Origin of the sequence: Hydrogenophaga intermedia (assembly GCF_023715105.1) — a bacterium.
Lineage (GTDB): Bacteria > Pseudomonadota > Gammaproteobacteria > Burkholderiales > Burkholderiaceae_C > Hydrogenophaga > Hydrogenophaga intermedia_A.
This window is the reverse complement of the sequence record NZ_JAMBNO010000009.1, coordinates 170,973-196,003: the sequence shown is the minus strand read 5'-3', so window position 1 is coordinate 196,003 and position 25,031 is coordinate 170,973. Positions and strand designations below refer to the sequence as shown.

The 25,031-nt window shown below is 69.5% G+C and carries 22 protein-coding genes; 11 read left to right on the top strand and 11 right to left on the bottom strand.

What is annotated here, in order from left to right; all coding sequences use genetic code 11:
- Nucleotides 1-233: 233 nt before the first annotated feature.
- The 3 genes from M3149_RS10655 to M3149_RS10645 form a co-directional block, all read right to left on the bottom strand.
- Nucleotides 234-1,541, bottom strand: a complete 1,308-nt coding sequence (locus tag M3149_RS10655) for a glycerate kinase type-2 family protein (protein WP_251709285.1) — start codon at nt 1,539-1,541, stop codon at nt 234-236.
- A 101-nt stretch (nt 1,542-1,642) separates the two neighbouring features.
- The gene (locus M3149_RS10650; protein WP_251709284.1) at nt 1,643-2,197 is read right to left on the bottom strand and encodes an outer membrane beta-barrel protein; all 555 of its coding nucleotides are present in this window, start codon (nt 2,195-2,197) and stop codon (nt 1,643-1,645) included.
- 98 nt (nt 2,198-2,295) lie between these two features.
- A complete protein-coding gene (locus tag M3149_RS10645) occupies nt 2,296-2,769 on the bottom strand; it encodes an Lrp/AsnC family transcriptional regulator (protein ID WP_251709283.1) in 474 nt (157 codons plus the stop codon).
- Between the two features lie 70 nt (nt 2,770-2,839).
- Between M3149_RS10645 and M3149_RS10640 the strand changes: the two genes are divergently transcribed.
- Entirely contained in the window at nt 2,840-3,805 is a 966-nt protein-coding gene (locus M3149_RS10640) for an EamA family transporter (protein WP_251709282.1), read from the top strand.
- On the opposite strand, the gene M3149_RS10635 is transcribed toward M3149_RS10640, so the two are convergent.
- A complete protein-coding gene (locus M3149_RS10635) occupies nt 3,774-4,466 on the bottom strand; it encodes an alpha/beta hydrolase (RefSeq protein ID WP_251709281.1) in 693 nt (230 codons plus the stop codon). The genes M3149_RS10640 and M3149_RS10635 overlap by 32 nt on opposite strands.
- A 39-nt stretch (nt 4,467-4,505) precedes the next feature.
- Between M3149_RS10635 and M3149_RS10630 the strand changes: the two genes are divergently transcribed.
- The 3 genes from M3149_RS10630 to M3149_RS10620 all read left to right on the top strand — a co-directional run bounded on the left by M3149_RS10630 (nt 4,506) and on the right by M3149_RS10620 (nt 8,091).
- On the top strand, nt 4,506-5,303 hold the full coding sequence (locus M3149_RS10630; RefSeq protein WP_251709280.1) for a 2-keto-4-pentenoate hydratase: 798 nt from the start codon (nt 4,506-4,508) through the stop codon (nt 5,301-5,303).
- A gap of 97 nt (nt 5,304-5,400) precedes the next feature.
- Entirely contained in the window at nt 5,401-7,092 is a 1,692-nt protein-coding gene (locus tag M3149_RS10625; RefSeq protein WP_251709279.1) for an AMP-binding protein, read from the top strand.
- Between the two features lie 21 nt (nt 7,093-7,113).
- Complete coding sequence (locus M3149_RS10620) at nt 7,114-8,091, top strand: NAD-dependent epimerase (RefSeq protein ID WP_251709278.1); 978 nt, start codon at nt 7,114-7,116, stop codon at nt 8,089-8,091.
- Here the strand turns inward: M3149_RS10620 and M3149_RS10615 are convergent.
- The 3 genes from M3149_RS10615 to M3149_RS10605 all read right to left on the bottom strand — a co-directional run bounded on the left by M3149_RS10615 (nt 8,079) and on the right by M3149_RS10605 (nt 10,005).
- Nucleotides 8,079-8,561, bottom strand: a complete 483-nt coding sequence (locus M3149_RS10615; protein WP_251709277.1) for a low molecular weight protein-tyrosine-phosphatase — start codon at nt 8,559-8,561, stop codon at nt 8,079-8,081. The two genes, M3149_RS10620 and M3149_RS10615, sit on opposite strands and share 13 nt — an antisense overlap.
- A 95-nt stretch (nt 8,562-8,656) precedes the next feature.
- Nucleotides 8,657-8,965 (bottom strand): H-NS histone family protein, encoded by a 309-nt coding sequence (locus M3149_RS10610; protein ID WP_251709276.1) that lies wholly within the window; start codon nt 8,963-8,965, stop codon nt 8,657-8,659.
- Nucleotides 8,966-9,039: 74 nt separating this feature from the next.
- Nucleotides 9,040-10,005, bottom strand: a complete 966-nt coding sequence (locus M3149_RS10605; protein ID WP_251709275.1) for an RluA family pseudouridine synthase — start codon at nt 10,003-10,005, stop codon at nt 9,040-9,042.
- A gap of 567 nt (nt 10,006-10,572) precedes the next feature.
- Here M3149_RS10605 and M3149_RS10600 point away from each other — a divergent pair.
- Entirely contained in the window at nt 10,573-13,629 is a 3,057-nt protein-coding gene (locus tag M3149_RS10600; RefSeq protein WP_251709274.1) for an Rne/Rng family ribonuclease, read from the top strand.
- A gap of 80 nt (nt 13,630-13,709) precedes the next feature.
- Here M3149_RS10600 and M3149_RS10595 read toward each other — a convergent pair whose 3' ends face one another.
- From M3149_RS10595 to hemC, 4 genes are read right to left on the bottom strand one after another with little or no spacing between them, the layout of a single operon-like run.
- A complete protein-coding gene (locus M3149_RS10595) occupies nt 13,710-14,996 on the bottom strand; it encodes a heme biosynthesis protein HemY (RefSeq protein WP_251709295.1) in 1,287 nt (428 codons plus the stop codon).
- Nucleotides 14,997-15,019: 23 nt separating this feature from the next.
- Nucleotides 15,020-16,177, bottom strand: coding sequence for a uroporphyrinogen-III C-methyltransferase (locus tag M3149_RS10590; protein ID WP_251709273.1), 1,158 nt, complete (start codon nt 16,175-16,177; stop codon nt 15,020-15,022).
- Nucleotides 16,174-17,085: a uroporphyrinogen-III synthase gene (locus tag M3149_RS10585; RefSeq protein ID WP_251709272.1), complete on the bottom strand. Its 912-nt coding sequence runs from the start codon at nt 17,083-17,085 to the stop codon at nt 16,174-16,176. Before M3149_RS10585 ends, M3149_RS10590 begins: the two co-directional genes overlap by 4 nt.
- Before the next feature lie 3 nt (nt 17,086-17,088).
- Entirely contained in the window at nt 17,089-18,039 is a 951-nt protein-coding gene (hemC, locus tag M3149_RS10580; protein WP_251709271.1) for a hydroxymethylbilane synthase, read from the bottom strand.
- A gap of 178 nt (nt 18,040-18,217) precedes the next feature.
- Here hemC and ppc point away from each other — a divergent pair, with 178 nt between their 5' ends.
- The 6 genes from ppc to M3149_RS10550 are packed head-to-tail and all read left to right on the top strand — an operon-like array spanning nt 18,218 to nt 25,031.
- Nucleotides 18,218-20,989, top strand: a complete 2,772-nt coding sequence (gene ppc, locus M3149_RS10575) for a phosphoenolpyruvate carboxylase (protein ID WP_251709270.1) — start codon at nt 18,218-18,220, stop codon at nt 20,987-20,989.
- A gap of 54 nt (nt 20,990-21,043) precedes the next feature.
- Nucleotides 21,044-21,898 carry a 3',5'-nucleoside bisphosphate phosphatase gene (locus M3149_RS10570; RefSeq protein ID WP_251709269.1) on the top strand — a complete coding sequence of 285 codons (855 nt, stop codon included), beginning with the start codon at nt 21,044-21,046 and terminating at the stop codon, nt 21,896-21,898.
- Nucleotides 21,898-22,803 carry a DMT family transporter gene (locus M3149_RS10565; protein ID WP_251709268.1) on the top strand — a complete coding sequence of 302 codons (906 nt, stop codon included), beginning with the start codon at nt 21,898-21,900 and terminating at the stop codon, nt 22,801-22,803. The genes M3149_RS10570 and M3149_RS10565 overlap by 1 nt, the downstream gene beginning before the upstream one ends.
- 3 nt (nt 22,804-22,806) lie before the next feature.
- On the top strand, nt 22,807-23,694 hold the full coding sequence (locus tag M3149_RS10560) for a DMT family transporter (protein WP_251709267.1): 888 nt from the start codon (nt 22,807-22,809) through the stop codon (nt 23,692-23,694).
- Nucleotides 23,694-24,329 carry an L-threonylcarbamoyladenylate synthase gene (locus M3149_RS10555; RefSeq protein WP_251709266.1) on the top strand — a complete coding sequence of 212 codons (636 nt, stop codon included), beginning with the start codon at nt 23,694-23,696 and terminating at the stop codon, nt 24,327-24,329. Before M3149_RS10560 ends, M3149_RS10555 begins: the two co-directional genes overlap by 1 nt.
- A 33-nt stretch (nt 24,330-24,362) precedes the next feature.
- Nucleotides 24,363-25,031 (top strand): site-2 protease family protein, encoded by a 669-nt coding sequence (locus M3149_RS10550; protein WP_251709265.1) that lies wholly within the window; start codon nt 24,363-24,365, stop codon nt 25,029-25,031.

Here is a 25,031-nt window from a genome sequence, read left to right as displayed (position 1 = left end):
GGCCTGTTGTTCTACCGCTTGCTGCAGCAGGCCGTGGTCACCGACCCCTACACCTATGCCGACGTGGTGCGCAAGGCTCCACGCGTCGCACAAAACGGGGTAGCATCATTACTGGATGGATATCCAGCATAAAGTCTCGACTGGAGCTAAGCGGATACCCCTTATAAACATACAGCATATTCCAGCATCGGGGGCGAGCGATGGCCACCCGTCGCCCACCACGGCGATGGCGATCAGCGGATCAGGATCGCGCGGAAGTCGTTCACGTTGGTGTGCGTCGGCCCGGTGACCACGAGGTCGCCGATGGCCGAGAAAAACCCGTAGGCGTCGTTGCGCTCCAGGTGGTCGCTGGCCTTGAGGCCGAGCGACGCGGCACGCGCCAGCGTGTCGGGCGTGACCAGCGCACCCGCGTTGTCTTCCACACCGTCGATGCCGTCGGTGTCGGCGGCCAGCGCCCACACGTTCGGCTGGCCGCCGAGCGCCTGCGCCAGGCCCAGGCAGAACTCGCCAGCGCGGCCACCCCGCCCCTTGGGTGCGCCTTGCGGACGCGGCTTCACCGTCACCGTGGTCTCCCCACCGCTGAGCAGCACGCATGGCGCGGCGAACGTGCTGCGGCCCAGCGCCACCGAACGCGCCAGCGCCGCGTGCACCTTGCCCACCTCGCGCGATTCGCCTTCGATCTCGTCGCTCAGGATGTGCGCGGTCAGGCCGAGCGCGCGCGCAGCCTCGGCCGCCGCCTCCAGGCTTTGCTGGGGCGTGGCGATCAGGTGCGTCTGGTGGCCCGCCAGGCGCGCATCGCCGGGCTTTGGGGTTTCGAGGTCGCCGCGCTCCAGCGCGGCGCGCACCGGCGCCGGCAGCGCAATGCGGTAACGATCCAGGATGGCGATGGCGTCGGCACAGGTGCTCGCATCCGCCACGGTCGGGCCACTGGCGATCACGCTCACGTCGTCGCCGGGCACGTCGCTGATGGTGAGCGTGACCACCTGCGCCGGCGCGCAGGCCGCGGCCAGGCGCCCACCCTTGATGCGCGAGAGGTGCTTGCGCACGGTGTTCATCTCACCGATGTGCGCGCCGCTGAGCAGCAACTCGCGGTTAATGCGCTGCTTGTCCTCGAGCGTGAGGCCCTCGGCCGGCAGCGTGAGCAGGGCCGAACCGCCACCGGAGATCAGGCACAGCACCAGGTCGTCGGCCGTGAGACCTTGCACGAGTTGCAGGATGCGCTGCGCCGCCGCCAGGCCCGCGGCGTCGGGCACCGGGTGCGAGGCCTCGACCACCTCGATGCGCTCGCGCAAGCCCGCGGGGCGCGGCGGCGTGTGGTGGTAGCGCGTGACCACCAGGCCCGAGAGCGGCGCGTCGGCGGGCCACAGCGCCTCCACCGCCTGCGCCATGCTTGCGCCGGCCTTGCCCGCGCCGATGACCACCGTGCGCCCCTTGGGCGGCGGCTGCAGGAAGGCCGCGGTGTTGTGCAGCGGCAGCGCGCGGCGCACGGCAGCGTCGTACAAGTGGCGCAGCAACGCGCGCGGGTCATCCAGCAAGGTCATCCGATCGGGTCTCCGTTGGCGCGGCGGCCCAACGCATGCCGCCCGCGCATGCCGGCATTGTCCACGCCCGGCGTCGGCCGCCGTTGCGCGACGGCACGGCGTCAGAAACGATAGGCAAGCCGGATGTCGGTACTCTTGAGCTTCCCACCGTCTTCCAGGCGGAACTCACTGCGCGCCACGCCCAGCGAGAGCCGCTCGGTGAGCGCGTAGCTCACGCTCAGCGAGTGGTAGAGCCCGGTACCCGAGTCCTCCACCTTGCCCAGCCAGACGCTGCCGGACCCGATGACATTGCCACGCCCGCGCCAGGCGTGCCCGCCCAGGCGGACACCGAGCGTCACAGGCCCCAAGGGAAGGTCGTAGGTCACGCCAACGAGGTAGCTGGTGAAATCCAGGCGCAAGGTGTCACCGCTGCTGCTGGTCGCCACGAACTCGCCATGCCCACGCACGCCGCCCTCCACGCCAAAGCCGGAGGGCCAGGTATAGCGCCCGGTGATGCCCAGGGCGGTGGCCGAGTCGGGCAGGGTCTGCCCCGACTCGCTGTACTTGCTGTTGCCGGCCGCCGCCTCCAGCGTGAAGTGCTGGGCATGGGCCGAGGTGGCGATGACGGACATGGCCGACGCGGCCAGAATCAAAACGAGGGCGCGAGCGCGCTGCATGGGGAACCTCCCGGAATGGAAACAACGGTTGCGAAGTGCCCACCCGGCTGGGTGAGCGCGCGCAATGTAGGCCCGTCGCTCCGGGGATACCCCCCACCTCAGGCCGCGCCGGGCCAGCGCAGCGGACGTTCCTCGAACTCGGTGTTCAGCACCACCGTGCTGGTGGTGCGAGCCACGCCAGGGATGGCCTTGATCGCATAGAGCACCTCTTCAAGCGCGCGTGCGTGCGTGGTGCGGATCTTGGCGATGAAGTCGTGCTCACCCGCCACGCTGTGCAACTCCAGCACCTCGGGCAGCTCGCGCAGGCGCGGCGCAATTTCGCGGCAGTGGGCGCCGCCGTCGTTGCGAATGGCCACATAGGCGGTGAAGTGCAAGCCCACGCGCTCGGGGTCGATGCGCAGCGAGAAGCGCTCGATCACCCCACGCTCCAGCATCTTCTTCACCCGTTCATGCACCGCGGCGGTGGACAAGCCCACCTCGGCCGCGACATCGGCGTAGGAACGCCGGCTGTCCGCACTCAACGCCGTAAGAATTCTGGCGTCGATGTCGTCAAGCTGAATATTTGCTTGCATGGGCCTTCAATTCTGATCAAAATACGGCCTCACGGCGATTCGCCGGAGATTATCCACATCAGGTGGCTACATGCCGTCCATTTTCAACCGTTTCGGCCTCGAAGGCCAATCATGGCGCGTCGCGGGCGCGCTGCTCATCGTCTACCTCGTCTGGGGCACCACCTACTACGCGCTGGACGTGGCCATGCAGACCATGCCGCCCGTGCTCATGAACGGCGCGCGCTTCCTGACCGCGGGGCTGGCGATGCTGGCGATCGCGCGCTGGCAGGGCCTGGCCTGGCCGACGGCAGCGCAATGGCGCGCCAGCGCGCTCATCGGCGGGCTGATGGCCTTCGCCGCCATGGCGCTGGTGGTGCTGGCGCAGCAAGCCGGCATCGGCTCGGGCCTGATGGCGACGGTGGTGACCACCATGCCCATGTGGCTTGCGCTGTGGACACGCTGGGGCGGCGAACGCGTGCCCGTGACGAGCTGGCTTGGCCTGGTGCTGGGCGCCGCAGGCGCGATGCTGCTGGCGCTCGAAGGCGATTTTTCGACCACGCTGCTGGGCACCCTGTGCGCGTTCGGTGCGCCCCTGGCCTGGAGCATCGGCTCCTACGCCTCACGCAAGCTCACACTGCCCGCGCCAGCCATGGCATCGGCGGCGCAGTGGCTACTGGGCGGCCTGATGGGCACCGCGGCAGCGCTGCTGTTCGAGCCGGGCGCGCGCACGTTCGAACTGTCGCAGGTGTCGGCACTGTCGGCCTTCGCCTGGTTGTACCTGGTGGTGGCGGGCACCATGGTCACGCTCAACGCCTATCTGTGGCTGCTCAAGAACACCAGCGCGGCGCTGGCGGGCAGCTACTCCTTCGTGAACCCGGTGGTGGCGCTGGCGGTGGGCGTGTGGCTGGGCGGCGAACGCCTCACCGGCTGGGTGTTCGTGGCGTTGCCCCTGATCGGCGCGGCGCTGGCGCTGATCCTCTATGGCCGGCCGGTGCTCGACGCCATGCGGGCGGCGTGGCGCCGCCTCAGGCCAGCACGCGCAGCAACCAGCGGTTGAGGTCGGCCACCTCCTCGGGGCACACGCTGTGGCCCATGGGGTAGGTGCGCCAGTCGACCGCGTGGCCCAGCGCCTGCAGCACGTCGCGCGCCGCCTCGCCGCGTTCGGGCACCACGATGTCATCGTCCTCGCCGTGCGCCATGAACACCGGCACATCGGCATTGGCGGCGCTGCGCTCGGCGGCGGTGCTCTGGGGCAGCGGAAGGTAGCCCGAGAGTGCAGCCAGCCCCGCCAGGCGATTCGGAGCGCGCAAGCCGGTGAGCAAGGTCATCGCGCAGCCTTGCGAGAAGCCCATCAGCACGATGCGCTGCGCCGGCACGCCACGCGCAATCTCGCGCTCGATCAAGCCCTGCACCTGCAGCATCGACGCGCGCAGGCCGGCTTCGTCCTCGCGGCGCGGCACGGCGGGGTTGGCGCTGGGCGGGTAGATGTCGTACCAGGCGCGCATGGCGTAGCCGCCATTGATCGTGACCGGGCGCACCGGCGCACTCGGAAAAACGAAGCGCACCGCGCCGATGGCAGCGAGGTCGAGCGCCTGCGCCACCGGCACGAAGTCGTTGCCGTCGGCGCCCAGGCCGTGCAACACGATGACGCTGGCCACAGGCGAGGCATCGGGTCCGCCGCTCACGCCTTCAAGGATCTGGAGTTCGGTGTCGTGCATGGGCTGGCAGCATACGCGGGGCTTGCCGACAATGCGTGCATGACACCCGAAGAACTGCTGCAGCACAACGACGCCGGCACGCCCTGGAGCGCGCGCCTGAGCACCGACCCCGCTTACACGCTGGACGCCGCCTACGCCGATGCACTGGCGGTGCGCGCACTGCGCGTCGCACGTGGCGAGCGCGCGGCGGGCTTCAAGGTCGGCTTCACCAACCGCGGCATCTGGCCGATCTATCAGGTGTTCGCGCCGATCTGGGGCACGGTGTGGAACAGCACGGTGGTGTTCTGCGAAGGCCAGGGGCAACTGAGCCTCGCGCGCACCTGCGAGCCACGCATCGAGCCCGAGGCGGTATTCGGCTTTCGCGCCACGCCAGCACCCGACGCCGACCTGGACGCCTTGTTCGACGCGCTCGACTGGGTCGCACCGGGCTTCGAGATCGTGCAGTCGCACCTGGCGGGCTGGAAGTTCGCCGCACCCGACACCGTGGCCGACGGCGGCCTGCACGCGCGCTTGCTGGTGGGGCGGCGCCGCGCGGTGCGCGACATCGCCGCCGACGCCCGCGGCCTGGACGCGGCACTGGCCAGCGCGGTCGTCGCGCTCGCGCGTGACGGCACCGTGGTGGAACGCGGTCGCGGCGCCAACGTGCTCGACGGCCCCTTGCGGGCGCTGTGGCACTTCGTGCAGGCCCTGCGCGCCTGTCCGGGCGCACCGGACATACAACCCGGTGACGTGGTGACCACCGGCACCTGGACCGATGCCTGGCCGGTGGCACCCGGCCAGTCCTGGCACGCTGCGTTCGACACGCCTCTCGATCCGATCACCCTGCATCTGGAGTGATCTCTCCAATCCGCGCAGGACACGGGGAAAACCCACTGAGCGGAACCCGCGCCGCTCGCTAGGCTCGACCTATTTGCAACCCTTGGAGACAACCACGATGGCCGCCAAGATCGCCGACGACCTGCTCGCCCTGCAACGCCTCTACCACTGGGAGCAGTCTGCCCCGGGTCGCGTCGCCCTGACGCAACCCATGGGCGCCGGCGTGGTGCAGGACTTCACCTGGGGCCAGGTCGCCGACCAGGTGCGCCGCATGGCCGCCCACCTGCAATCGCAAGGCTGGGCGCCGAGCAGCAAGGTCGCGATCCTGTCCAAGAATTGCGCCTGGTGGATGATGAGCGATCTGGCCATCTGGATGGCGGGCTATGTGTCGGTGCCGCTGTATCCCACCCTCGCGCCCGAGACCATCCGCCAGATCCTCACGCACAGCGAGTCGAAGGCACTGTTCGTGGGCAAGCTCGACGGCTGGGAAGGCATGAAGCCCGGTGTGCCCGCCGACCTGCCCTGCATCAGCTACCCGCTCTCGCCGGTGGACGCGATCCAGGCCTACGACGGCTGGGACGCGATCTGCGCGCGCACGCAACCGCTCAAGGGCAATCCGGTGCGGGCCGAGGGCGAACTGGCCACGCTCATCTACACCTCGGGCACCACCGGCATGCCCAAGGGCGTGATGCACAGCTTCGGCAACTTCGCCTGGGCACTCGACAAGGGCCTCTCGCGCATTCCCCTCACCCAGAACGACCGCATGCTGAGCTACCTGCCGCTGGCCCACGTGGTCGAGCGCATGCTGGTGGAGCACGGCTGGTTGCGCACCGGCATGCACGTGTTCTTTGCCGAATCGCTCGACACCTTCGCGGCCGACCTGCAGCGCGCGCGGCCCACGGTGTTCTTCTCGGTGCCGCGCCTGTGGGTGAAGTTCCAGCAGGGCATCCACGCCAAGATGCCCCCGGCCAAGCTGGAGCGCCTGCTGGGCATTCCCATCCTGGGCGGCATCGTGCGCAAGAAGATCCAGAAGGCGCTCGGCCTGGACCAATGCAAGTTCGCGGCCGGTGGCGCAGCGCCCATGCCGCCCGCGCTGCTGCAGTGGTACAGCAAGCTGGGCATCCCGATCAACGAGGGCTACGGCATGACCGAGAACCTCGCGCTCTCGCACATCACCGAAGCGGGCAAGAACCAGCAGGGCACTGTGGGCCCGGCCTACCCGGGCGTGCAGCACCGCATCGACCCGCAGACCGGCGAGGTGCAGATGAACAGCCAGGCGCTCATGCAGGGCTACTACAAGGAGCCCGAGAAAACGCAGGAGTGCTTCACCGCCGATGGCTGGCTCAAGACCGGCGACAAGGGCGCCATCGACGCCGCTGGCCTGCTGCGCATCACCGGGCGCGTGAAGGACCTCTTCAAGACCGGCAAGGGCAAGTACGTGGCGCCCGCGCCGATCGAGGACAAGCTGGTGATGCACGAGGCCGTGGAGGCCTGCGTCGTCACCGGCGCCAACCTGGGCCAGCCGCTGGGCATCGTCATGCTGAGCCCCGACGCGGCGGCCAAGGCGAAGAACGCCGACGAGCGCGCTGCGCTGGAACGCTCGCTGGCCGAGCACCGCCAGGCCATCAACGCCACGCTCGACCCCCACGAGCAGATGCAGTGCCTGGTGGTGGTGAGCACGCCGTGGACGGTGGACAACGACATGATCACGCCCACCTTCAAGGTCAAGCGCAACCGCATCGAGGATGTGTACGCCAAGAGCTACGAAGCCTGGGAGAACAGCGGCAAACCCGTCATCTGGGCAGATTGAGCGCCCCGCTACCATCGCGGGATGCACATCCTGCTCACCGGCGCGGCCGGCTTCATCGGCATGCACACCGCGCGGCGCCTGCTGGCGCGCGGTGATGCGGTCACCGGCATCGACAACCTCAACAGTTACTACGACCCAGCGCTCAAGCAGGCACGGCTGGCACAACTGCAGGGGTTGCCCGGCTTCGCTTTCGAGCGGCTCGACGTGGCAGACCGCGCGGGCATGGAAACCCTGTTCGCGCGCGAGCGCTTCGACGCCGTGGTGCACCTGGCCGCGCAAGCCGGCGTGCGCTACTCGATCACGAACCCGCACGCCTATCTGGACAGCAACCTCACGGGGTTCGGCCACGTGCTCGAGGGTTGTCGTGCGCAGGGCGTGAAGCACCTGGTCTACGCGTCCAGTTCCAGCGTTTACGGCGGCAACACCAAGATGCCGTTCGAGGAGACCGACCCGGTCGATCACCCGGTGAGCCTGTACGCCGCGACCAAGAAGGCCAACGAGTTGATGGCGCACACCTACAGCCATCTCTACCGCCTGAGCGCCACCGGCCTGCGCTTCTTCACCGTCTACGGGCCCTGGGGCCGGCCTGACATGGCCTACTTCTCGTTCACCAAAGCGGTGCTGGAAGGCCGGCCGATCGACGTGTTCAACCACGGCGACATGAAGCGCGATTTCACCTGGATCGACGACATCGTTGAAGGTGTGTTGCGCGTGCTCGACAAACCCGCCACGCCCGAAACCGAAGGCGGCGCGCCGCACCGCGTCTTCAACGTCGGCAACCACGACCCGGTGCCGTTGATGGAATTCATCGCCTGCATCGAGCGCGCCACTGGCCGCGAGGCGGTCAAGCGCCTGCTGCCCATGCAGCCGGGCGATGTGCCGGCCACCTACGCGAGTACCAAGGCCTTGCAGGACTGGGTGGGTTTTGCCCCCGCCACGCCGCTGGCCGAAGGCATCGATCGCTTCGTGCGCTGGTACCGCGGGTACTACGGCGTCTGAGTGCGACTGGCGAGCAGGCGGTCCAGCACCGCACCGCTGGCCTGCTCGCACAAGCCCAGCACGAGCTCGAAGCCCTCGATCGGCCCGTAGTACGGGTCAGGCACCTCGCGCTCGCCCAGGCCGGCGTAGGCCAGGTACAGGTGCAGCTTGTGCTGGTGCGGCTCGGGGCAACGGCGCTGCAGGCCGCGCAGGTTGCTGTGGTCCATCGCGAGGATCAGGTCGAAGCGCTCGAAGTCATCGTCGCGCACGCCGCGTGCGCGCTCGGTTTCGATGGCCGGGTAGCCCCGGTCCAGGGCCAGACGGCGCGCGCGGCCATCGGCGCGTTCGCCCGCGTGGCCGTCGTACACACCGGCCGATGCCACCGCCACCCTGCCCTGCAGGCCGCGGCGCACCACCTCGGCCTGCATCACGGCGCTGGCCAAGGGCGAGCGGCAGATGTTGCCCATGCAGACCAACAGAACCCTGTGCATGTGCGAAAGGATAACCAGCGCCCGCGCCCCCCTTCGGGCAGGGCGATGAAAAAGGCCCGCCAGGGGGCGGGCCTCGAAAACAGCGTTGAACCGGCTCAGATGCGGTAGGCGTCCAGGTTCTTGCCGGCGGCCAGCACGTCGCGCACCCACTGCGGCTTGCGCCCCGGGCCACCGGCCCAGAGTTCGCCGTTCGGACCACGGTATTTGGGTGCCGCCGCCGTCTTGGCCGCGCGCTTGCCACCACCGCCACCGCTGGCACCGCCCAGATCGGCCACGGTGATGCCGTATTGCTTCATTTTCGCCTTGATGTCGGCGATCACGCCCGCCAATTCGTTCTTGCGCGCCTGTTCGGCCTGTGCCATCAGGTTCTGCGCCTGTGCCATCAACTCGGAATACGTTGCCATTGATTGTTCCTTTTTGCCTGTTGGAATGGAATGCAGCGCCATCGCAGCGACGCTGGCGGCATTCTATTCGCGGATCAAAGCCCGTTGATGTAATTTTTCAATTCAGCGGGCAATTCCGCCTGCAATGCCAGGGGCTGCTGCGTCAGTGGCTGCGTCAGGCGCAATCGCCAGGCATGCAGGAACATCCGCCGCAGGCCGGTGCGCGCCAATTGCCGATTGACCTCGAAATCGCCATATTTGTCGTCACCGGCAATCGGGTGGCCGGCGCTGGCCAGGTGCACGCGGATCTGGTGGGTGCGCCCGGTCTTGATCGTCACCTCCAGCAGGCTGAGTGCGGGCCGGTCCTGCGTCGATGGCCATTGCTGGACGATCTTCAGGAGGGTGATCGCTCGCATTCCGTCGGGGTCACCGGCATCCGTCACCCGCACCCGGCGCTCGCCGTCGGCCAGCAGGAATTTGTGCAGTGGCTGATCAATGACCTTCTTGCGCACCGGCCAACTGCCCACCACCAGCGCCAGATAGATTTTGTCGGTCTCGCGCTCCCGGAATTGGTCCTGAACAGCCTTCAGAACGCTTTTTTTCTTGGCGATGAGCAGCAGCCCGCTGGTTTCGCGGTCGAGCCGGTGCACCAATTCAAGCAAGCGCGCCGTGGGCCGCGCCCGGCGCAATTGCTCGATGACGCCGAAGCTCACCCCGCTGCCGCCGTGCACCGCCACACCCGCGGGCTTGTCGATCGCCAGCAGGCCCTCGTCTTCGTGCACCACCGGGAATTCGCGCGGTGGCGCCGGTTTCTCGGCCTTTTCCTCGATTTGCGCGGACAGGCGAATCGGCGGAATGCGCAAAACATCGCCGGCCTGCACGCGATCGTCGGCACTGACCCGGCCCTTGTTGCGGCGCACTTCGCCCGAGCGAATGATGCGATAGACGTGGGTCTTGGGCACGCCCTTGAGTTCGCGCAACAGGAAGTTGTCCAGGCGCTGGCCGTCGGATTCTTCGTCGACGGTGAGGTGGCGTACGGCGGGAGCGGCAGGGGCGTTCATGAATCCACCACGCCAGCGGGTGACGTGTCTATAATGAGCGACGCCCGTTGTGTGCTGTAAGTGTTTGATTTGCCTTGGAGTTTAAGGCAGCCAACACGGCAGTGGCCGGCCCGGAACTGCCGGGGGCCCGGCGGGCAAAGGTGGCCAGCTGCGGCACCCGGTTCCCGAGTCCGATCCCCGATGCGCCACGAGGCATCCCGGTCGGCCGCGATCCGGCGGACGCCGCGGTGGAATCCGCAGACCCACAGCGAACCGACAACGGAATACCCCAATCGCCCAGGCCCGACAAACGTGGCCTGAGCGAGGACGACGAGACCGCAGAGACAACGGCCAGATCATGTCGACGACAGCCATCGAGCCCCCTCTCTTCCAGATCCGACTCCACGCGCCCATGCCCGACCCGGCATGGCGTCACTGCGCCTGACGCGCGCGACGCCAACCCACGCCCGGTCACGGCTCTCCGGCAATTCCTCCTGCGTTCGTTGCGTGTGCGGCTTCCCGGCCTGACGGGTGGCCCGGGCTTTGCAAGCCCGTGCGCCGCCGTGTGTGCACAGAAGGAAACGCAACATGAAACGCATGCTGATCAACGCCACGCAGGCCGAAGAACGCCGCCTGGCCATCGTCGACGGGCAAAAGCTCCTCGACTACGAGATCGAGATCGAAGGGCGCGAGCAGCGCAAGGGCAACATCTACAAGGCCGTCGTCACGCGCGTCGAGCCCTCGCTGGAAGCCTGCTTCGTCGACTACGGCGAAGACCGCCACGGTTTCCTGCCGTTCAAGGAAATCGCGCGCCAGTTCTTCCAGGGCAACACGCCGCCCTCCCAGGCCCGCATTCAGGACGTGATCAAGGAAGGTCAGGAGCTGATCGTCCAGGTCGAGAAGGAAGAGCGCGGCAACAAGGGCGCCGCCCTCACCACCTTCATCAGCCTGGCGGGCCGCTATGTGGTGCTGATGCCCAACAACCCGCGCGGCGGTGGCGTCTCGCGCCGCATCGAGGGCGATGAGCGCGCCGAACTCAAGGCCGCACTCGACCAGCTCGAGTACCCCAACGGCATGAGCATCATCGCGCGCACGGCCGGCATCGGCCGCGAGGCGCCCGAGCTGCAGTGGGACCTCAACTACCTGCTCAAGCTCTGGACCGCCATCGACGGCGCCGCGCAATCAGGCAAGGGCGCCTTCCTGATCTACCAGGAATCGAGCCTGGTGATCCGCGCCATCCGCGACTACTTCAACAGCGATATCGGCGAGATCCTCATCGACACCGATGACATCTTCGATCAGGCGCACCAGTTCATGAGCCACGTGATGCCCGAGCACGGGCACCGCGTGAAGCGCTACCGCGACGACGCGCCGCTGTTCAGCCGCTTCCAGATCGAACACCAGATCGAGACCGCCTACAGCCGCATCGTGCAGTTGCCCAGCGGCGGCGCCATCGTGATCGACCAGACCGAAGCCCTGGTGGCGGTGGACGTGAACTCGGCGCGCGCCATCAAGGGCGGCGACATCGAAGAAACCGCCACCCGCACCAACCTCGAAGCCGCCGACGAAGTGGCGCGCCAGGCCCGCCTGCGCGATCTCGGCGGCCTGATCGTGATCGACTTCATCGACATGGAGGAGAGCAAGAACCGCCGCGAGGTGGAAAACCGCCTGCGCGACGCACTGCGCCAGGACCGCGCGCGCGTGCAGTTCGCCTCCATCAGCAAGTTCGGCCTGCTCGAGATGAGCCGCCAGCGCTTGAAGCCCGCGCTCAACGAAGGCGCCTCCATTCCCTGCCCGCGCTGCGGTGGCTCCGGCCACATCCGCGACACGGAATCCTCTGCGCTGCAGATCCTGCGCGTCATTCAGGAGGAGTCGCTCAAGGACAGCACCGCCGCTGTGCTGGTGCAGGTGCCGGTTGAAGTGGCCAGCTTCCTGCTCAACGAAAAGCGCACCGAGATCACCAAGATCGAACTCAAGCAGCGCATCAACGTGCTGCTGGTACCCAACAAGTCGCTCGACACCCCCAACTACAAGCTCGAGCGCCTGAAGCACGACGACCCCCGCCTGGACAACCTCGACTCCAGCTACAAGCTGGCCGAGGAAGTGGACGACGTGGCCAGCTTCACGCGCCGCAGCCAGGAACGCACCAACAAGCAGGAACCGGTGATCAAGGGCGTGCTGCCCGACGCGCCGGCTCCCGTGGCGGTGCCCAAGCCCGAACAACCGGCCGCCGCACCTGCGGCGCCCGCGGCGCCCGTGGCGCGCAAGGCACCGGTCGCCGCTGCAGCCCCGGCCGAGAAAGGCTTCTTCGGCTGGCTCAAGAGCCTGTTCGGCGGTGGCGCTGCACCCGCCCCTGCGGCACCCGCGCCGGCCCCTGCGGCACGTGAAGGCGCACGGCCCGACGGCCGACGCGCCGAAGCCCGCGATGGCGGCCGTGATGGCGGCCGCGGCCGCCGCGGTGGTCGCGGCGGCGAGCGTGGCGAAGGACGCGGTGATGGCCGTGGCGGTGCCCGAGACGCACAACAACGCGACAACCAGCGCGATGCCGGCGCGGAGGCCCAGCCAGGGCGCGGCGCCCGTGGCGAGAACCGCCGCAACGACAACCGCGGTGACCAACCGCGTGGCGAAGGCCAGCGCGGCGAGCGCCCGGAAGGTCAGCGTGGCGAGCGCCCCGAGGGCCAGCGCGGCGAGCGCCCCGAGGGCCAGCGTGGTGGCGAAGGCCGTCGTGGTGATCGGCGCGGCGAGCGCCGGGACACCGCACCCGCCGAGGCCATCCATGAAGGCGCGACCAGCCTGCCCGTGAGCGAGACGGTGGACGCCAGCGCCGAGCAGGCACCGCGCCGTGAGCGTGGCGAGCGCGGTGGCCGCGGACGTGGACGCGACGGCGAGCGCCGTCGCCCCGAGGGCCAGGACGCCGTTGCCGCCAGCGGGACGGTGGAACCCGGCGCCGAGGCGACTGCACCCGAAAACCAGGATGCGCAGAACGGCGAGGCCCCGCGCGAGCGCCGCGGCCGTGACCGCTATGGCCGCGACCGCCGCGGTGATCGCCGTGATCGCCCGGCACGCGAAGGTGCCGATGCGCCCGCCGAAGCCGGCGACACCCAGCCCATGGCCTACGACGGTGAGGTCGCCCCTGCGCCCGCAGCGGACGATGCGCCGCCCGCACGCAGTTACTTCACCCTGCCGGCCACGGCGAGCGCGCCAGCCGCCACGGTGAGCGCGCCTGCGTCGGCGAGCGCTGTTGCCGCGCCAACGGCTGTACCGATGACTGCGCCTGTTGCTGCACCTGTTGCTGCGCCCGTCGCAAGCGCAGTGCCGGCTGCCGCGGCTGCCCCGGTGGCTGCGCCCGTGCCGGCGGCCCCCGCTGCGGCCGTTTCGCCGACAACGCGCGCACTGCCCAGGGTGCAGCCGTACACGCTCAGCGTGGCCGAGATGCAGGCCGTCGCCGCGGCCAGCGGCCTCGAATGGGTCAACTCCGACGCCGCGAAAGTGGCCCAGGTGCAGGCCGCCATCGCCGCCGAACCCAAGCCCGTGCATGTTCCGCGCGAACCCAAGCCGGCCGCGGTGCTCGACGACGGCCCGCTGGTGATGGTCGAGACGCGCAAGGACCTGCGCGACATGACGCTGCCGTTCGAGAATCGGTGACCCGGCCGCGCGAGCGGTACCCCGGATCAAAAAAGCCACCGCCCGCGGTGGCTTTTTTGTGGCTCACGTACGCGAGAGCGTCAGTCGAGTCGCGCGGCGTTCTTCCAGGCTTCGAGCGCGGAAACGCTGTCGCCGCGTTCCTCGGCCAGCCTGGCCAGCGCGCGCCAGGTGCGGCGCTTGAGCATCGGGTCGACGAGCCCATGGCGGGCCTGGCCCAGCAATTGCCCTGCCTTGCCCCAGAGCTGGCGATGAAGGCAGGCTTGCCCCGCCAGGTATTGCAGGTGGGCGTTCTGCGGCCATTGGCGCTGCAATTGCTCCAGCCGTGCCAGCCCGGCAGCGTCAAGGTGCATCAGTTCGGGTTCGAAAGCGTGTGCCAGGCGCGCCTGTTGTGCGGGCTCCAGTGCACCGAAATCGTCCCAGAGCGGCTCGAGCCAGGCACGCACGCGCGCGGCGTTGGTCGCCTGCAGCGCATCACGTTCGCCCACCTCGGCCGGGAGCAGCTCGTGCGCGCGTTCGGCGGCCAGCAACGCCACGCCGGGCGTGATGCGCTCACCGGCGTCCAGACCGTCCCAGACGCGCTGCAACTGGGCAAGGTCGTGCGCGCCGCGCAGGGCATCGAGCGCCAGTCCGTGCACGATGCTGCGTGCCGCCTCGGGCGAGAAGGCGCGGTGCTTGGCGAGCAGGCGCGCTGTCTCCAGCGCCTCGGCCGTGGCGTCGCCCAGGCGGGCCACGCGCAGGCGCAGGCGCAGGGCCTGGATGCGTCGCGCCGCGCCTTGCGGCAGTTCGGCCAACCGGCTGCGCGCCGCCGCGGGGTCGCGGTCCTCCACCGCCCAGCGCACCGCCCGCAGCAAGGCGCCTTCAACCACCTCCGGCGAGGCCTTGGCCGTCGCGGGAGTGAGTGTGGCCTGCAGGTGCTCGTCACGTTTGGCTCGGTTCTGCAGGGCGTGCGCGCTCTCGGCCACCAACAGGTGCGCCAGCGCTTCGAGTTGGGCACGGCGTGGCCAGTCGCGGCTGCTGCCACCACGCAGGTGGTCCAGCGCGTTCTGCGCTGCGCCCTGCGCGCGCACGAAGCGCCCGGCCAGTTGATTGGCCAGCGCGTCGAGCACCCAGCCCACCACCGCACGTTCGAGCTGCTGGCTGCGCCAGCGCCGCGCCTGGGTGGGCAGCTCACGCACCACCGCCAGGGCCCGGAGTGCGGCGTAGACGAGCACGAAGCCGCCGATGAGCGCAAAGACAAAGAAATTGAAGGAGACGTCGAAACGCCAGGGCGGCCAGAACAACGTGACCGTGGCGCGGTTGTTGCCCACCAGCAGGGCCAGCGCCACCGCCAGCGCGGCCAGCCCCAGCAGCCAGAAGACGCTGCGCATTGCGCCGCGTTGCCGCGTGCGCATCAGCGCCCCCCGGCCGCTGCCGCGAGCGCGGCCAGCGTCTCGTCGGGACGCGGCAGGTCTTGCGCGACCAGGTCGCGCCGCAGACGGCCCAGGCTCGTGAGCGCGCCGGCCACCGCGGGCGAGCGCGTGTCGAAGTAGCGGCGCAGCTTGTTCTCGACCGCCTGCACATCGGCCTGGCTGGCGGGCAGTTGCCGCGCCAGCAGCGCCAGGCGTGCATTGAGCAACTGCAGCTTGAGGTTCTCGCGCAAGAAGAATGCTTGCTCGGGCGCCAGCAGGGCGGCGTCGGGCTGGTCGATGCGGCTCACGCGCACCAGGTCGCGCGCCTGCTGCAGGCTGTGGTCGATGGCGCTGCGCCACCAGGCGTTCCAGCGCGCTGCCCATTGGCGCCAAGCACCGGGCGCCGCGCCATCGGCTTCGGGTGGCACGGCCGGCTGGGCCGGCTGCACGGGGTCGGGCCGCGTCGGTGCGGAGGCCTCGGTGCTCACACCCACGGCGTTGGCCACCGGCCAGGCGTCCACCTGCCGCACGAGCTCGTCGAGCTGGGCGGCGAGTGCGGGGATATCGGCCAGTGCCGCGCCGCGAATGCGATCGATGTCGCGGGCGATCGCGCGCTGCACCGGGTTCAGGCGAGGCTGCGCAGCCCGCGCGATGCGTTGCTCGGCGGCCTGCAGGGCCGACACCAGCGGTTGCGCGCTCCCGGTGAGTTGTGCTTGCTGCAAGGCCACGCGCAACGTGGCCTCCAGGTCCTGCACGAGGTTGTCGTCGCGCGATCGCGAGAGCGAAAGCATGAGCTCCTCGAGCTGGCTGCGCTGCAGGCTTACTTCGGACAGCCGCACCTCGGCCACACCCAGGCGGGCCTGCAGCTCCTGCGTCAGCGCTTCGGCCTGGGCAGCCAGGGTGCGTGCCTCGACCACCTGGGCCTCGGTGTCGCGCGCGCGCTTCGCCAGCTCCTCCTGCGTGAAAGCCAGGCGTTGCCACATCAGGCCGCACAGCACCAGGGCCACCACCGCCAGGGCCAGGGCCAACAGCACGAGACCGTTGCCCGCGCGCGGCGTCGGGGAGGCGCCGGGCGCAGCCGTGGTCGATGCGACCCTGGCCTGCTCGGGCGATGCGGGCGGCTCGTTGGCGGCGGACGATGCGGGCGTGACGGTGTTCATGACGGGCTGGCCCAGGATTCTAGGGCGCGCACCACGTCGGCCAGGGCCGGACGCGCGGTGATGACCTCGGCAAAACCCAGCGCCAGTGCGGCCTGCGCGATGCGGGGGTGCGTGGCCAGTGCCACGGCCCGTGCGCCCGCCGGCCACACCCCTTGCAGTGATTGCAGCGCCTCGCTGCTGCTGAGCACCCACACCTGGCCCTCGCCCACGCACTGAGGCAACCGCAGCAGATCGGCCCCGGCTGGCACCACGCGCTCGCGCCGGTAAGCCACGCAGGCCTGCACCTCGGCGCCGGCCGCGCGGCAACGCTCGATCAACCACTCGCGGCCTTGCCCGGGAAGGCTGCCCTCGCTCCCCTCGGACGCACCACGCACCACCAGCACGCGACGCCCCGGCGCCAACTGCGACGCCACCACCGGCCAAAGGTGTTCCGAGTCGAACTGCGCAGCGTCGCGCGGTGGTGCGTCGATGCGTTCGCTGCCGATTCCCAGCGACCACAGGGCTTGGGACAGCGCACGCGCCGTGCCCGGGCCTGGCGCCCAGAAGCGCGTTTGCCCGGGGCCTGGCGACACCGGCTCGGCGAAGAAACATTGTACCGCGGCCGCGCTCACGAACATCAGCGCGTCTTGCGTCGGCCAGGCCTCGCGCCAGTGCGCCAGCCGCTCGCGTTCGGCCGCACTCTGCGGTTCGGCGATGCGCAGCAACGGCCAGGCCTCCGCGGGCCAGCCGCGCTCGCGCAGGGCCTGCACCCAACGCGTGGCGTCGGGCTCGGGCCGTGTGATCACAACGCGCTGTACTCGCGAGGACGTCGGGGCTGTGTCCGGCGGTGAGCCCGTCGACGCCTCACCGGGCAAGACCATTCGCACGCCCGGCCCCGCCTCGGGCTGGCCGTTGTGCAGGGGGTCCACGGCTCAGACCTCCTGTGCGCTCGCGTGGGCACCGCCCTCGCGCAGTGCGGCGGCCACACGCGCGCCCAGGGCTTCGGCGGCCGCAAGATCGCTGACCTCGACCACCGATTCGGCGCGCACCAGGGGCGCACTGCCCTCGGGCTCACCCCAGGCGGCGCGCAGGCGCAGGCGCTCGCCCAACCAGTCGGCGTGCGCCGCCAGCGGCATGGAACAGCTACCCCCCATGGCCCGCGACACCGTGCGCTCGGCGGCCACGCGCAACCAGGTGGCCTGGTGCGCGAGTGGGCGCAGCGCCTCGATGAGATCGGCACGGTCGGCCCGCACCTCGATGCCCAGGGCGCCCTGCCCGGCGGCCGGCAACGACTGCTCGGGTTCGAAGACAGAACGGATGCGTGCCGACAGGCCAAGCCGCTTGAGGCCTGCCGCCGCGAGAACGATGGCGTGGTACTGGCCTTCGTCGAGCTTGCGCAGCCGCGTGTCCAGGTTGCCGCGCAGCGGCTCTATGCGAACGTCGTGGCGGCCCAGCGCGCGCAGGGCGTCGCGCAGCAACACCACGCGACGCAGGCTGGAGGTACCCACCACCGCATTCGGCGGCAGATCGGCCAGGCCCTCGCAGTGCGGCGACACCCATGCGTCGCGCGGGTCTTCACGCTCCATCACGCAAGCCAGTGCGAAGCCGGCTGGCAGTTCCATCGGCACGTCCTTGAGCGAGTGCACCGCGATGTCGGCACGACCGTCTTCGAGCGCGAGTTCGAGTTCTTTCACGAACAAGCCCTTGCCCCCCACCTTGGACAAGGTGCGGTCAAGGATCTGGTCGCCCAGCGTCGTCATGCCCAGCAACGTCACGCGATGCCCGCGCGCTTCGAGCAGGGCTTTCACGTGCTCGGCCTGCCACAGGGCCAGGCGGCTTTCACGGGTGGCAATGGTGATGGCCTGGGGTGAGGGCTGGGGCATGGACAATCGAACTCGCAATCGAAGTCGCGGCAAGCCGCGCGGGGGGCTGACGCCCGACTGACGTGGCGCCCGGTTCGGTACCCGTTGCGTAACCGCCCGGGTCTCGGTCGATGCTAGCATGGCCCCGCCTCTTGCCTGCCCATCAGCCCCTCTCCTGCGCGCGCTGCCGCGCCTCGCCATGAGCCGATCGACCCCGGGCGCTGCGCGCCGCGACGACAAGGATCAACCCCTCATCGACGACATCCGCCTGCTCGGGCGCATCCTGGGCGACGTGATCCGCGAGCAGGAAGGTGCTGCGGCATACGAACTCGTCGAGCGCATCCGGCAACTGTCGGTGGCGTTTCGCCGCAATGCCGATCGCGCGGCCGACCAGGCACTCAAGCGCCTGCTCAAGACGCTCAGCGCCGACCAGACGGTCAGCGTGATCCGCGCCTTCACCTACTTCAGCCACCTGGCCAACCTGGCCGAGGACCGCCACCACATCCGCCGCCGCGCGGTGCACGAGCGCGCTGGCGCTCTGCAGACCGGCAGTCTGGCCCTGACCCTGCAGCGCCTGCAGCAGGCTGGCCTGACGCCGGACACGGTCGCGCGCACGCTGGCGGCAGCCCACCTCTCGCCGGTGCTCACCGCCCACCCCACCGAAGTGCAGCGCAAGAGCATCCTCGATGCCGAGCGTGACATCGCGCGCTGGCTCACCGAGCGCGACGCCGCGCTGCCGCGCGAGCAGGCGCACATCGAAACGCAGATGCGCGCGCGCGTCACGCAGTTGTGGCAGACGCGGCTGCTGCGCTTCACCAAGCTCAGCGTGGCCGACGAGATCGAGAACGCGCTGAGCTACTACGAGAGCACCTTCCTCACGCAGATTCCGCGTCTGTACGCCGAGCTCGAAGCCGGGTTGGGCCAACCGGTGGCGCCGTTCCTGCGCATGGGCCAGTGGATCGGCGGCGACCGCGACGGCAACCCCAACGTCACGGCAGCCACGCTGGAGCTCGCGCTGCAGCGTCAAGGCGACCTCGCGCTGCGGCACCATCTCACGCAACTGCACCTGCTGGGTGGCGAGCTGTCGATGTCCGGCATGCTGGTGAGCGTGAGCCCGGCGATGCAGGCGCTGGCCGAGCGCTCGCCCGACACCAATGCGCACCGCCAGGACGAGCCCTACCGGCGTGCCCTCACCGGCATGTACGCGCGCCTGGCGGCCACGCTCAAGGCCCTCACGGGCGGCGAGGCCGCGCGCCATGCAGTGGCACCGCAAGACCCCTATGCCAGCGCCGACGAACTGCTGGCCGACCTGCGCACCATCGAAGCTTCGCTGCTGGCGAACCATGGCGCGGCGCTGGTCGACGCGCGACTGCGCCCGCTGATCCGCGCGATCGAGGTGTTCGGTTTTCACCTCGCCACCGTCGACCTTCGCCAGAGCTCCGACCAGCACGAGCGCGTGGTGGCCGAGCTGCTGGCCGTGGCGCGCGTGGAGCCCGACTACAGCGCGCTCGATGAAGCAACCAAACGTACCGTGCTGCTGCGCGCGCTCGATGATGTGCGCCCGCTGCGCGTGCCCGGCGCCACCTACAGCGAACACGCGCAGGGCGAACTCGCGATCTTTGACGCCGCACGCCTGGGCCGCGCGCGCTTCGGCAACGTGGCCATCCGACACGCCATCATCAGCCACACCGAGAGCGTGAGCGACCTGCTCGAAGTGCTGCTGCTGCAAAAGGAAGCCGGTCTGGTGCGCGGCACGCTTTCGCAGGACGCGGTGGCCGACCTGATCGTCGTGCCGCTGTTCGAAACCATCGAAGACCTGCGCAACGCGGCGCCCATTCTTCGCGATTACTACGCACTGCCCGGGGTGCGCGCCATGGTGCAGCGCGGCGCGGCCGATGGCTATGGCGAGCAGGACGTGATGCTCGGCTACTCCGACAGCAACAAGGACGGTGGCATCTTCACGAGCAACTGGGAGCTCTACCGCGCCGAGACCGCGCTGGTGAAACTGTTCGAGGAGCTTGCGCCCATCGAACTTCGCATGTTCCACGGCCGCGGCGGCACCGTGGGCCGCGGTGGCGGGCCGAGCTACCAGGCCATCCTCGCGCAACCGCCGGGCACGGTGCGCGGGCAGATCCGCCTCACCGAGCAGGGCGAGGTGATCGGCGCCAAGTACGCCAACCCCGAGATCGGCCGCCGCAACCTCGAAACCCTGGTGGCGGCCACGCTGGAAGCCACGCTGCTGCAGCCCACGAAGGAGGCCGCAGCGGCGTTCCTGAAAGCGGCCGAAGCGCTCTCGCGTTCCAGCATGGCAGCCTACCGGGCACTGGTGTACGACACGCCGCGCTTTGCCGAGTACTTCTTCGGTGCGACGCCGATCCGCGAGATCGCCGAGCTCAACATCGGCTCGCGCCCCGCGAGCCGCAAGGCCACCGGCCGTATCGAGGACCTGCGCGCCATTCCCTGGGGGTTCAGCTGGGGCCAGTGCCGCCTCACGCTGCCGGGCTGGTACGGCTTCGGCTCGGCGGTGCAGGCCTTTGTGGCGCAGGACCCGAAGCACGCCGCGCTGCTCAAGCGCATGCACCGCGACTGGCCTTTCTTCAACACCCTGCTCTCCAACATGGACATGGTGCTCGCCAAGAGCGACATGGCGCTGGCCTCGCTGTACGCCGAACTGGTGGAAGACAAGACCCTGCGCCGCAAGGTGTTCGCGGCCATCGAGGCCGAGTGGCAGCGCACCGTGGACGCGCTCTCGCTGATCACCGGCGAGGCCGAGCGGCTGGCCGGCAACGCCGCCTTGCGCCGCTCGATCGAGCACCGCTTCCCCTATATCGATCCGCTGCACCACCTGCAGGTCGAGCTCATCCGTCGCCACCGCGCGGGTGCGCTTGCGCACGACACCGACGGCAAGCTGCGCCGCGGCATCCACATCGCCATCAACGGCATTGCGGCGGGATTGCGCAACACGGGCTGAAGCGGCCCGGCATGCCGTCAGCAGGAAATACCCCCGCCACCTAAAATCGGCGGTGTGAACCCTTTGCTCAACGCCGACCTGCACTGCCACTCCACCGTCTCCGACGGCACCCTGGAACCCGAGGCCCTGGCCGCGCGCGCCAAGGCCAACGGGGTGGAGTTGTGGTCACTCACCGACCACGACGAGGTCAGCGGCCAGCACCGCGCCATCGCCGCAGCGCGCGCACTCGGCCTGCCCTACGTCACCGGTGCGGAGATCTCCGTCACCTTCGCTGGTGTCACGGTGCACATCGTGGGTCTGGGCATGGACCCGGACGATCAGGCCCTGCGCGACGGCCTGAGCGCCACGCGCGGCGGGCGCGAGCAACGCGCGCGGGAAATGGCCGATGGTCTGGCGCAGGTGGGCATCAAGGGCGCGTTCGAGGGCGCGCTGCGCTACGTGGGCAACCCGGACCTGATCTCGCGCTCACACTTCGCGCGCCATCTGGTGGACAGCGGCGTGTGCAAGGACGTCCCCGAGGTGTTCCGCAAGTACCTGACCGAAGGCAAGCCCGGCTTCGTGCCGCACCGCTGGGCCGCACTGGGCGACGCGGTGCGCTGGATCACCGGCGCCGGCGGCGTGTCCGTGATCGCCCACCCGGGGCGCTACAAGTTCACCGCCACCGAGGAATACGCGCTGTTCACCGAGTTCAAGCAGCACGGTGGCCAGGCGGTGGAGGTGGTGACAGGTGCCCACAGCCAGGCCGAATACGCCAAATACGCCGGCTTCTGCACCGAGTTCGGCCTGGCCGCCTCGCGCGGCAGCGATTTCCACAGCCCGGACGAAAGCCACACCGACCTCGGCCAGCTGCCCGACCTGCCCGGCAGCGTGACGCCGGTGTGGACGCTGCTCGCCGAGCGGGTGCATTGATGGGCGCGAGCGCGCCGGCCCCCGGCCAGGCACTGGCCGGCATCGGCTTCCTGATCGCCGCCACCGCGTGTTTCGCGGTGCTTGACACCACCGTGAAGGTGGTCGGGGCCGTGGTGTCGGTGTTGCTGGCGGTGTGGTTTCGCTATGTGTTCCATGCGGTGGCGGTCACGGCCATCATGCTGCCGCTGCGTGGGCGTTCCCTGCTGCGCACCGAGCACCCGCGCTTTCAGATGCTGCGCGGCGTGCTGTTGCTGTCGGTGAGCGCGCTGTCGTTCCTCGCTGTCCAGTACATGCCGGTGGGCGAATTCACCGCGATCGTGATGGTGACGCCGCTGGCGGTGACGCTGCTGGCGGCGCTGTTCCTGCGCGAGCGCGTGCGCCCGCTGCGCTGGTTGCTGGTCACGGGCGGCTTTGCGGGCGCGCTGCTGGTGGTGCGCCCGGGTGGCGGACTGATCGGCTGGGCCGCGCTGCTGCCGCTGGTGATGGTGTTCGCCTACGCCTGGTTCCAGATCCTGACCGCGAAGATGGCGCGCACCGAAGACCCGATGACCATGCATTTCTACACCGGCTGGGTGGGCGCGCTGGTGGCCAGCCTGGTGTTGCCCGCGGTGTGGCAAGCGGTGCCGGACGCGCGCACGTTGGCGCAGCTGTGCCTCATCGGGCTCATGGGCACGGTGGGGCATTTCCTGCTCATCCTGGCGTTCCAGCGCGCACCGGCGTCCACGCTTTCGCCCTACCTGTACACGCAGATCGCCTTCGCGATGTTCTGCGGCTGGGTGGTGTACGACCACGTGCCCGGTGGGCTGGAGCTCGCCGGTATCACGCTCATCGTGCTGTGCGGCGCCACCGCGAGCTGGATCACGGCGCGCGAGCAGCGCCTGCCCATCCAGCCGCCGGAGGCCTGAGTGGTGCACCAGCGATCGCTCACGGGTATCGGGCTGGCGGTCGCGGCCACCGCCTGCTTCGCGGTACTCGACACCACCGTGAAGACCGTGGGCGCGGTGGTGTCCGTGCTGCTCGTGATCTGGTTCCGCTACCTGTTTCACGCGCTGGCCATGACGGCCTGGCTGCTGCCGCGCCGTGGTCGCGCGGCGTTGCGCACCGCGCATCCGCGCTTTCAGTTGCTGCGCGGCGTGTTGCTGCTGTCGCTGAGCCTGCTGGGCTTCATCGCCCTGCAGCGCATGCCCGTGGGCGAGTTCACCGCCATCCTCATGGTCACGCCGCTGGCCGTCACCCTGCTCGGTGCCACGTTGCTGGACGAGCGCGTCACGGCCTGGCAATGGCTGCTGGTGATCGGCGGCTTCGCCGGTGCGCTGCTGGTGGTGCGCCCGGTGGGCAGCGACATTGGCTGGGCAGGCCTGCTTCCACTGGCCATGGTGTTTCTCGCCGCGTGCTTCCAGATCCTCACCGCAAAGATGGCACGCACCGAGGACCCGTTGACCATGCACCTCTACACCGGTTGGGTCGGCGCGCTGGTGGCCAGCGCACTGCTGCCCTTCGTGTGGCAGGCCATCCCCGATGGCCGCACGCTGGCCCTGCTGGTGCTGGTTGGCGTGGCGGGTACCGTGGGCCACCTGCTCTTCATCTTCGCCTACCAGCGCGCACCCGCCTCCACGATCGCGCCCTACCTCTACGCGCAGATCGCCTTCGCCATGCTGCTGGGCTGGGTCGTCTTCGATCACACGCCCGGGTCGATCGAGATGACGGGCATCGCACTCATCGTGCTGTGCGGCGCCGTGAGCGGCTGGCGCACCGTGCGCAACCGACCCGTGCCCATCCAGCCGCCGGAGGATTGATGTCCCAGCTGTTCAGCGTGCACCCCGACAACCCGCAACCGCGCCTGCTCAAGCAGGCGGTGGCGCTGCTGCAACGCGGCGGTGTGATCGCGGTGCCCACCGACTCCAGCTACGCGCTGGCCTGCCACCTTGACGACAAGGCCGCAGCCGATCGGCTGCGCCACATCCGCCAGGTGGACGACAAGCACCACCTGACCCTGCTGTGTCGCGACCTGAGCGAACTGGCGAGCTACGCCAAGGTCGACAACCGCCAGTACCGCCTGCTCAAGCTCGCCACGCCCGGGCCCTACACCTTCATCCTGGAGGCCAGCAAGGAAGTGCCACGCCGCGTGAGCCATCCTTCGCGCAAGACCATCGGCCTGCGCGTGCCGGAGCACCGCGCGCTGCTCGACCTGCTGCAGGCACATGGCGCCGCGCTGCTGGCCACCACGCTCATACTGCCCGGCGACGAGCACCCGCTCAACGACGCCGAGACCATCCGCGAACGCCTGCAGCACGAGGTGGACGCGGTGATCGACGCGGGCGCCTGCGCGCTTGAGCCGACCACCGTGCTCGACCTCGTGCCCATGGGCACCGGTGGCGACCCCGAGGTGGTGCGCCAGGGTCAGGGTGCGCTGGCGCCGCTGGGGCTTTGAGCCCGGCTTTGCGGCCTCTGGGACAATCCGCCGATGGATATCGCCCTCATCGTCCAGACGGTCACGCTCTACGCCATCCCGGTGCTGTTCGCCATCACGCTGCACGAGGCGGCGCACGGCTATGTGGCACGCCATTACGGCGACCCCACGGCCTGGCAGCTCGGTCGCGTCACGCTCAACCCGATGAAGCACATCGACCCGCTGGGCACCATCGCCATGCCGCTGCTGCTGTACTTCGCCACGGCAGGCAACTTCCTGTTCGGTTACGCCAAACCGGTGCCCGTCAACTTCGGGCGGCTTCGCAACCCCAAGCGCGACATGATCTGGGTCGCGCTTGCAGGCCCGGGCTCCAACCTGCTGCAGGCCGCGCTGTGGCTGCTGCTGCTGTACGTGCTGCGCTCGCTGGACGTCAGCGAACGCTTCTGGCTCGACATGTGCCGCGCGGGCTTCATCGTCAACCTGGTGATGTTCGCCTTCAACCTGTTCCCGCTGCCCCCGCTGGACGGCGGGCGCATCGTCGTGGGCCTGCTGCCCTGGAAGCAGGCGGCCGCGTTCTCGCGCATCGAACCCTTCGGCTTCTTCATCGTGCTGGCCCTGGTGGTCACCGGTATCGTGGGCAACCTCTGGCTGCGCCCGCTCATGAACCTCACGGGTGCCGCCATCGAATGGCTGCTCACCCCGATCCGTCTCCTGCTGCTCTGA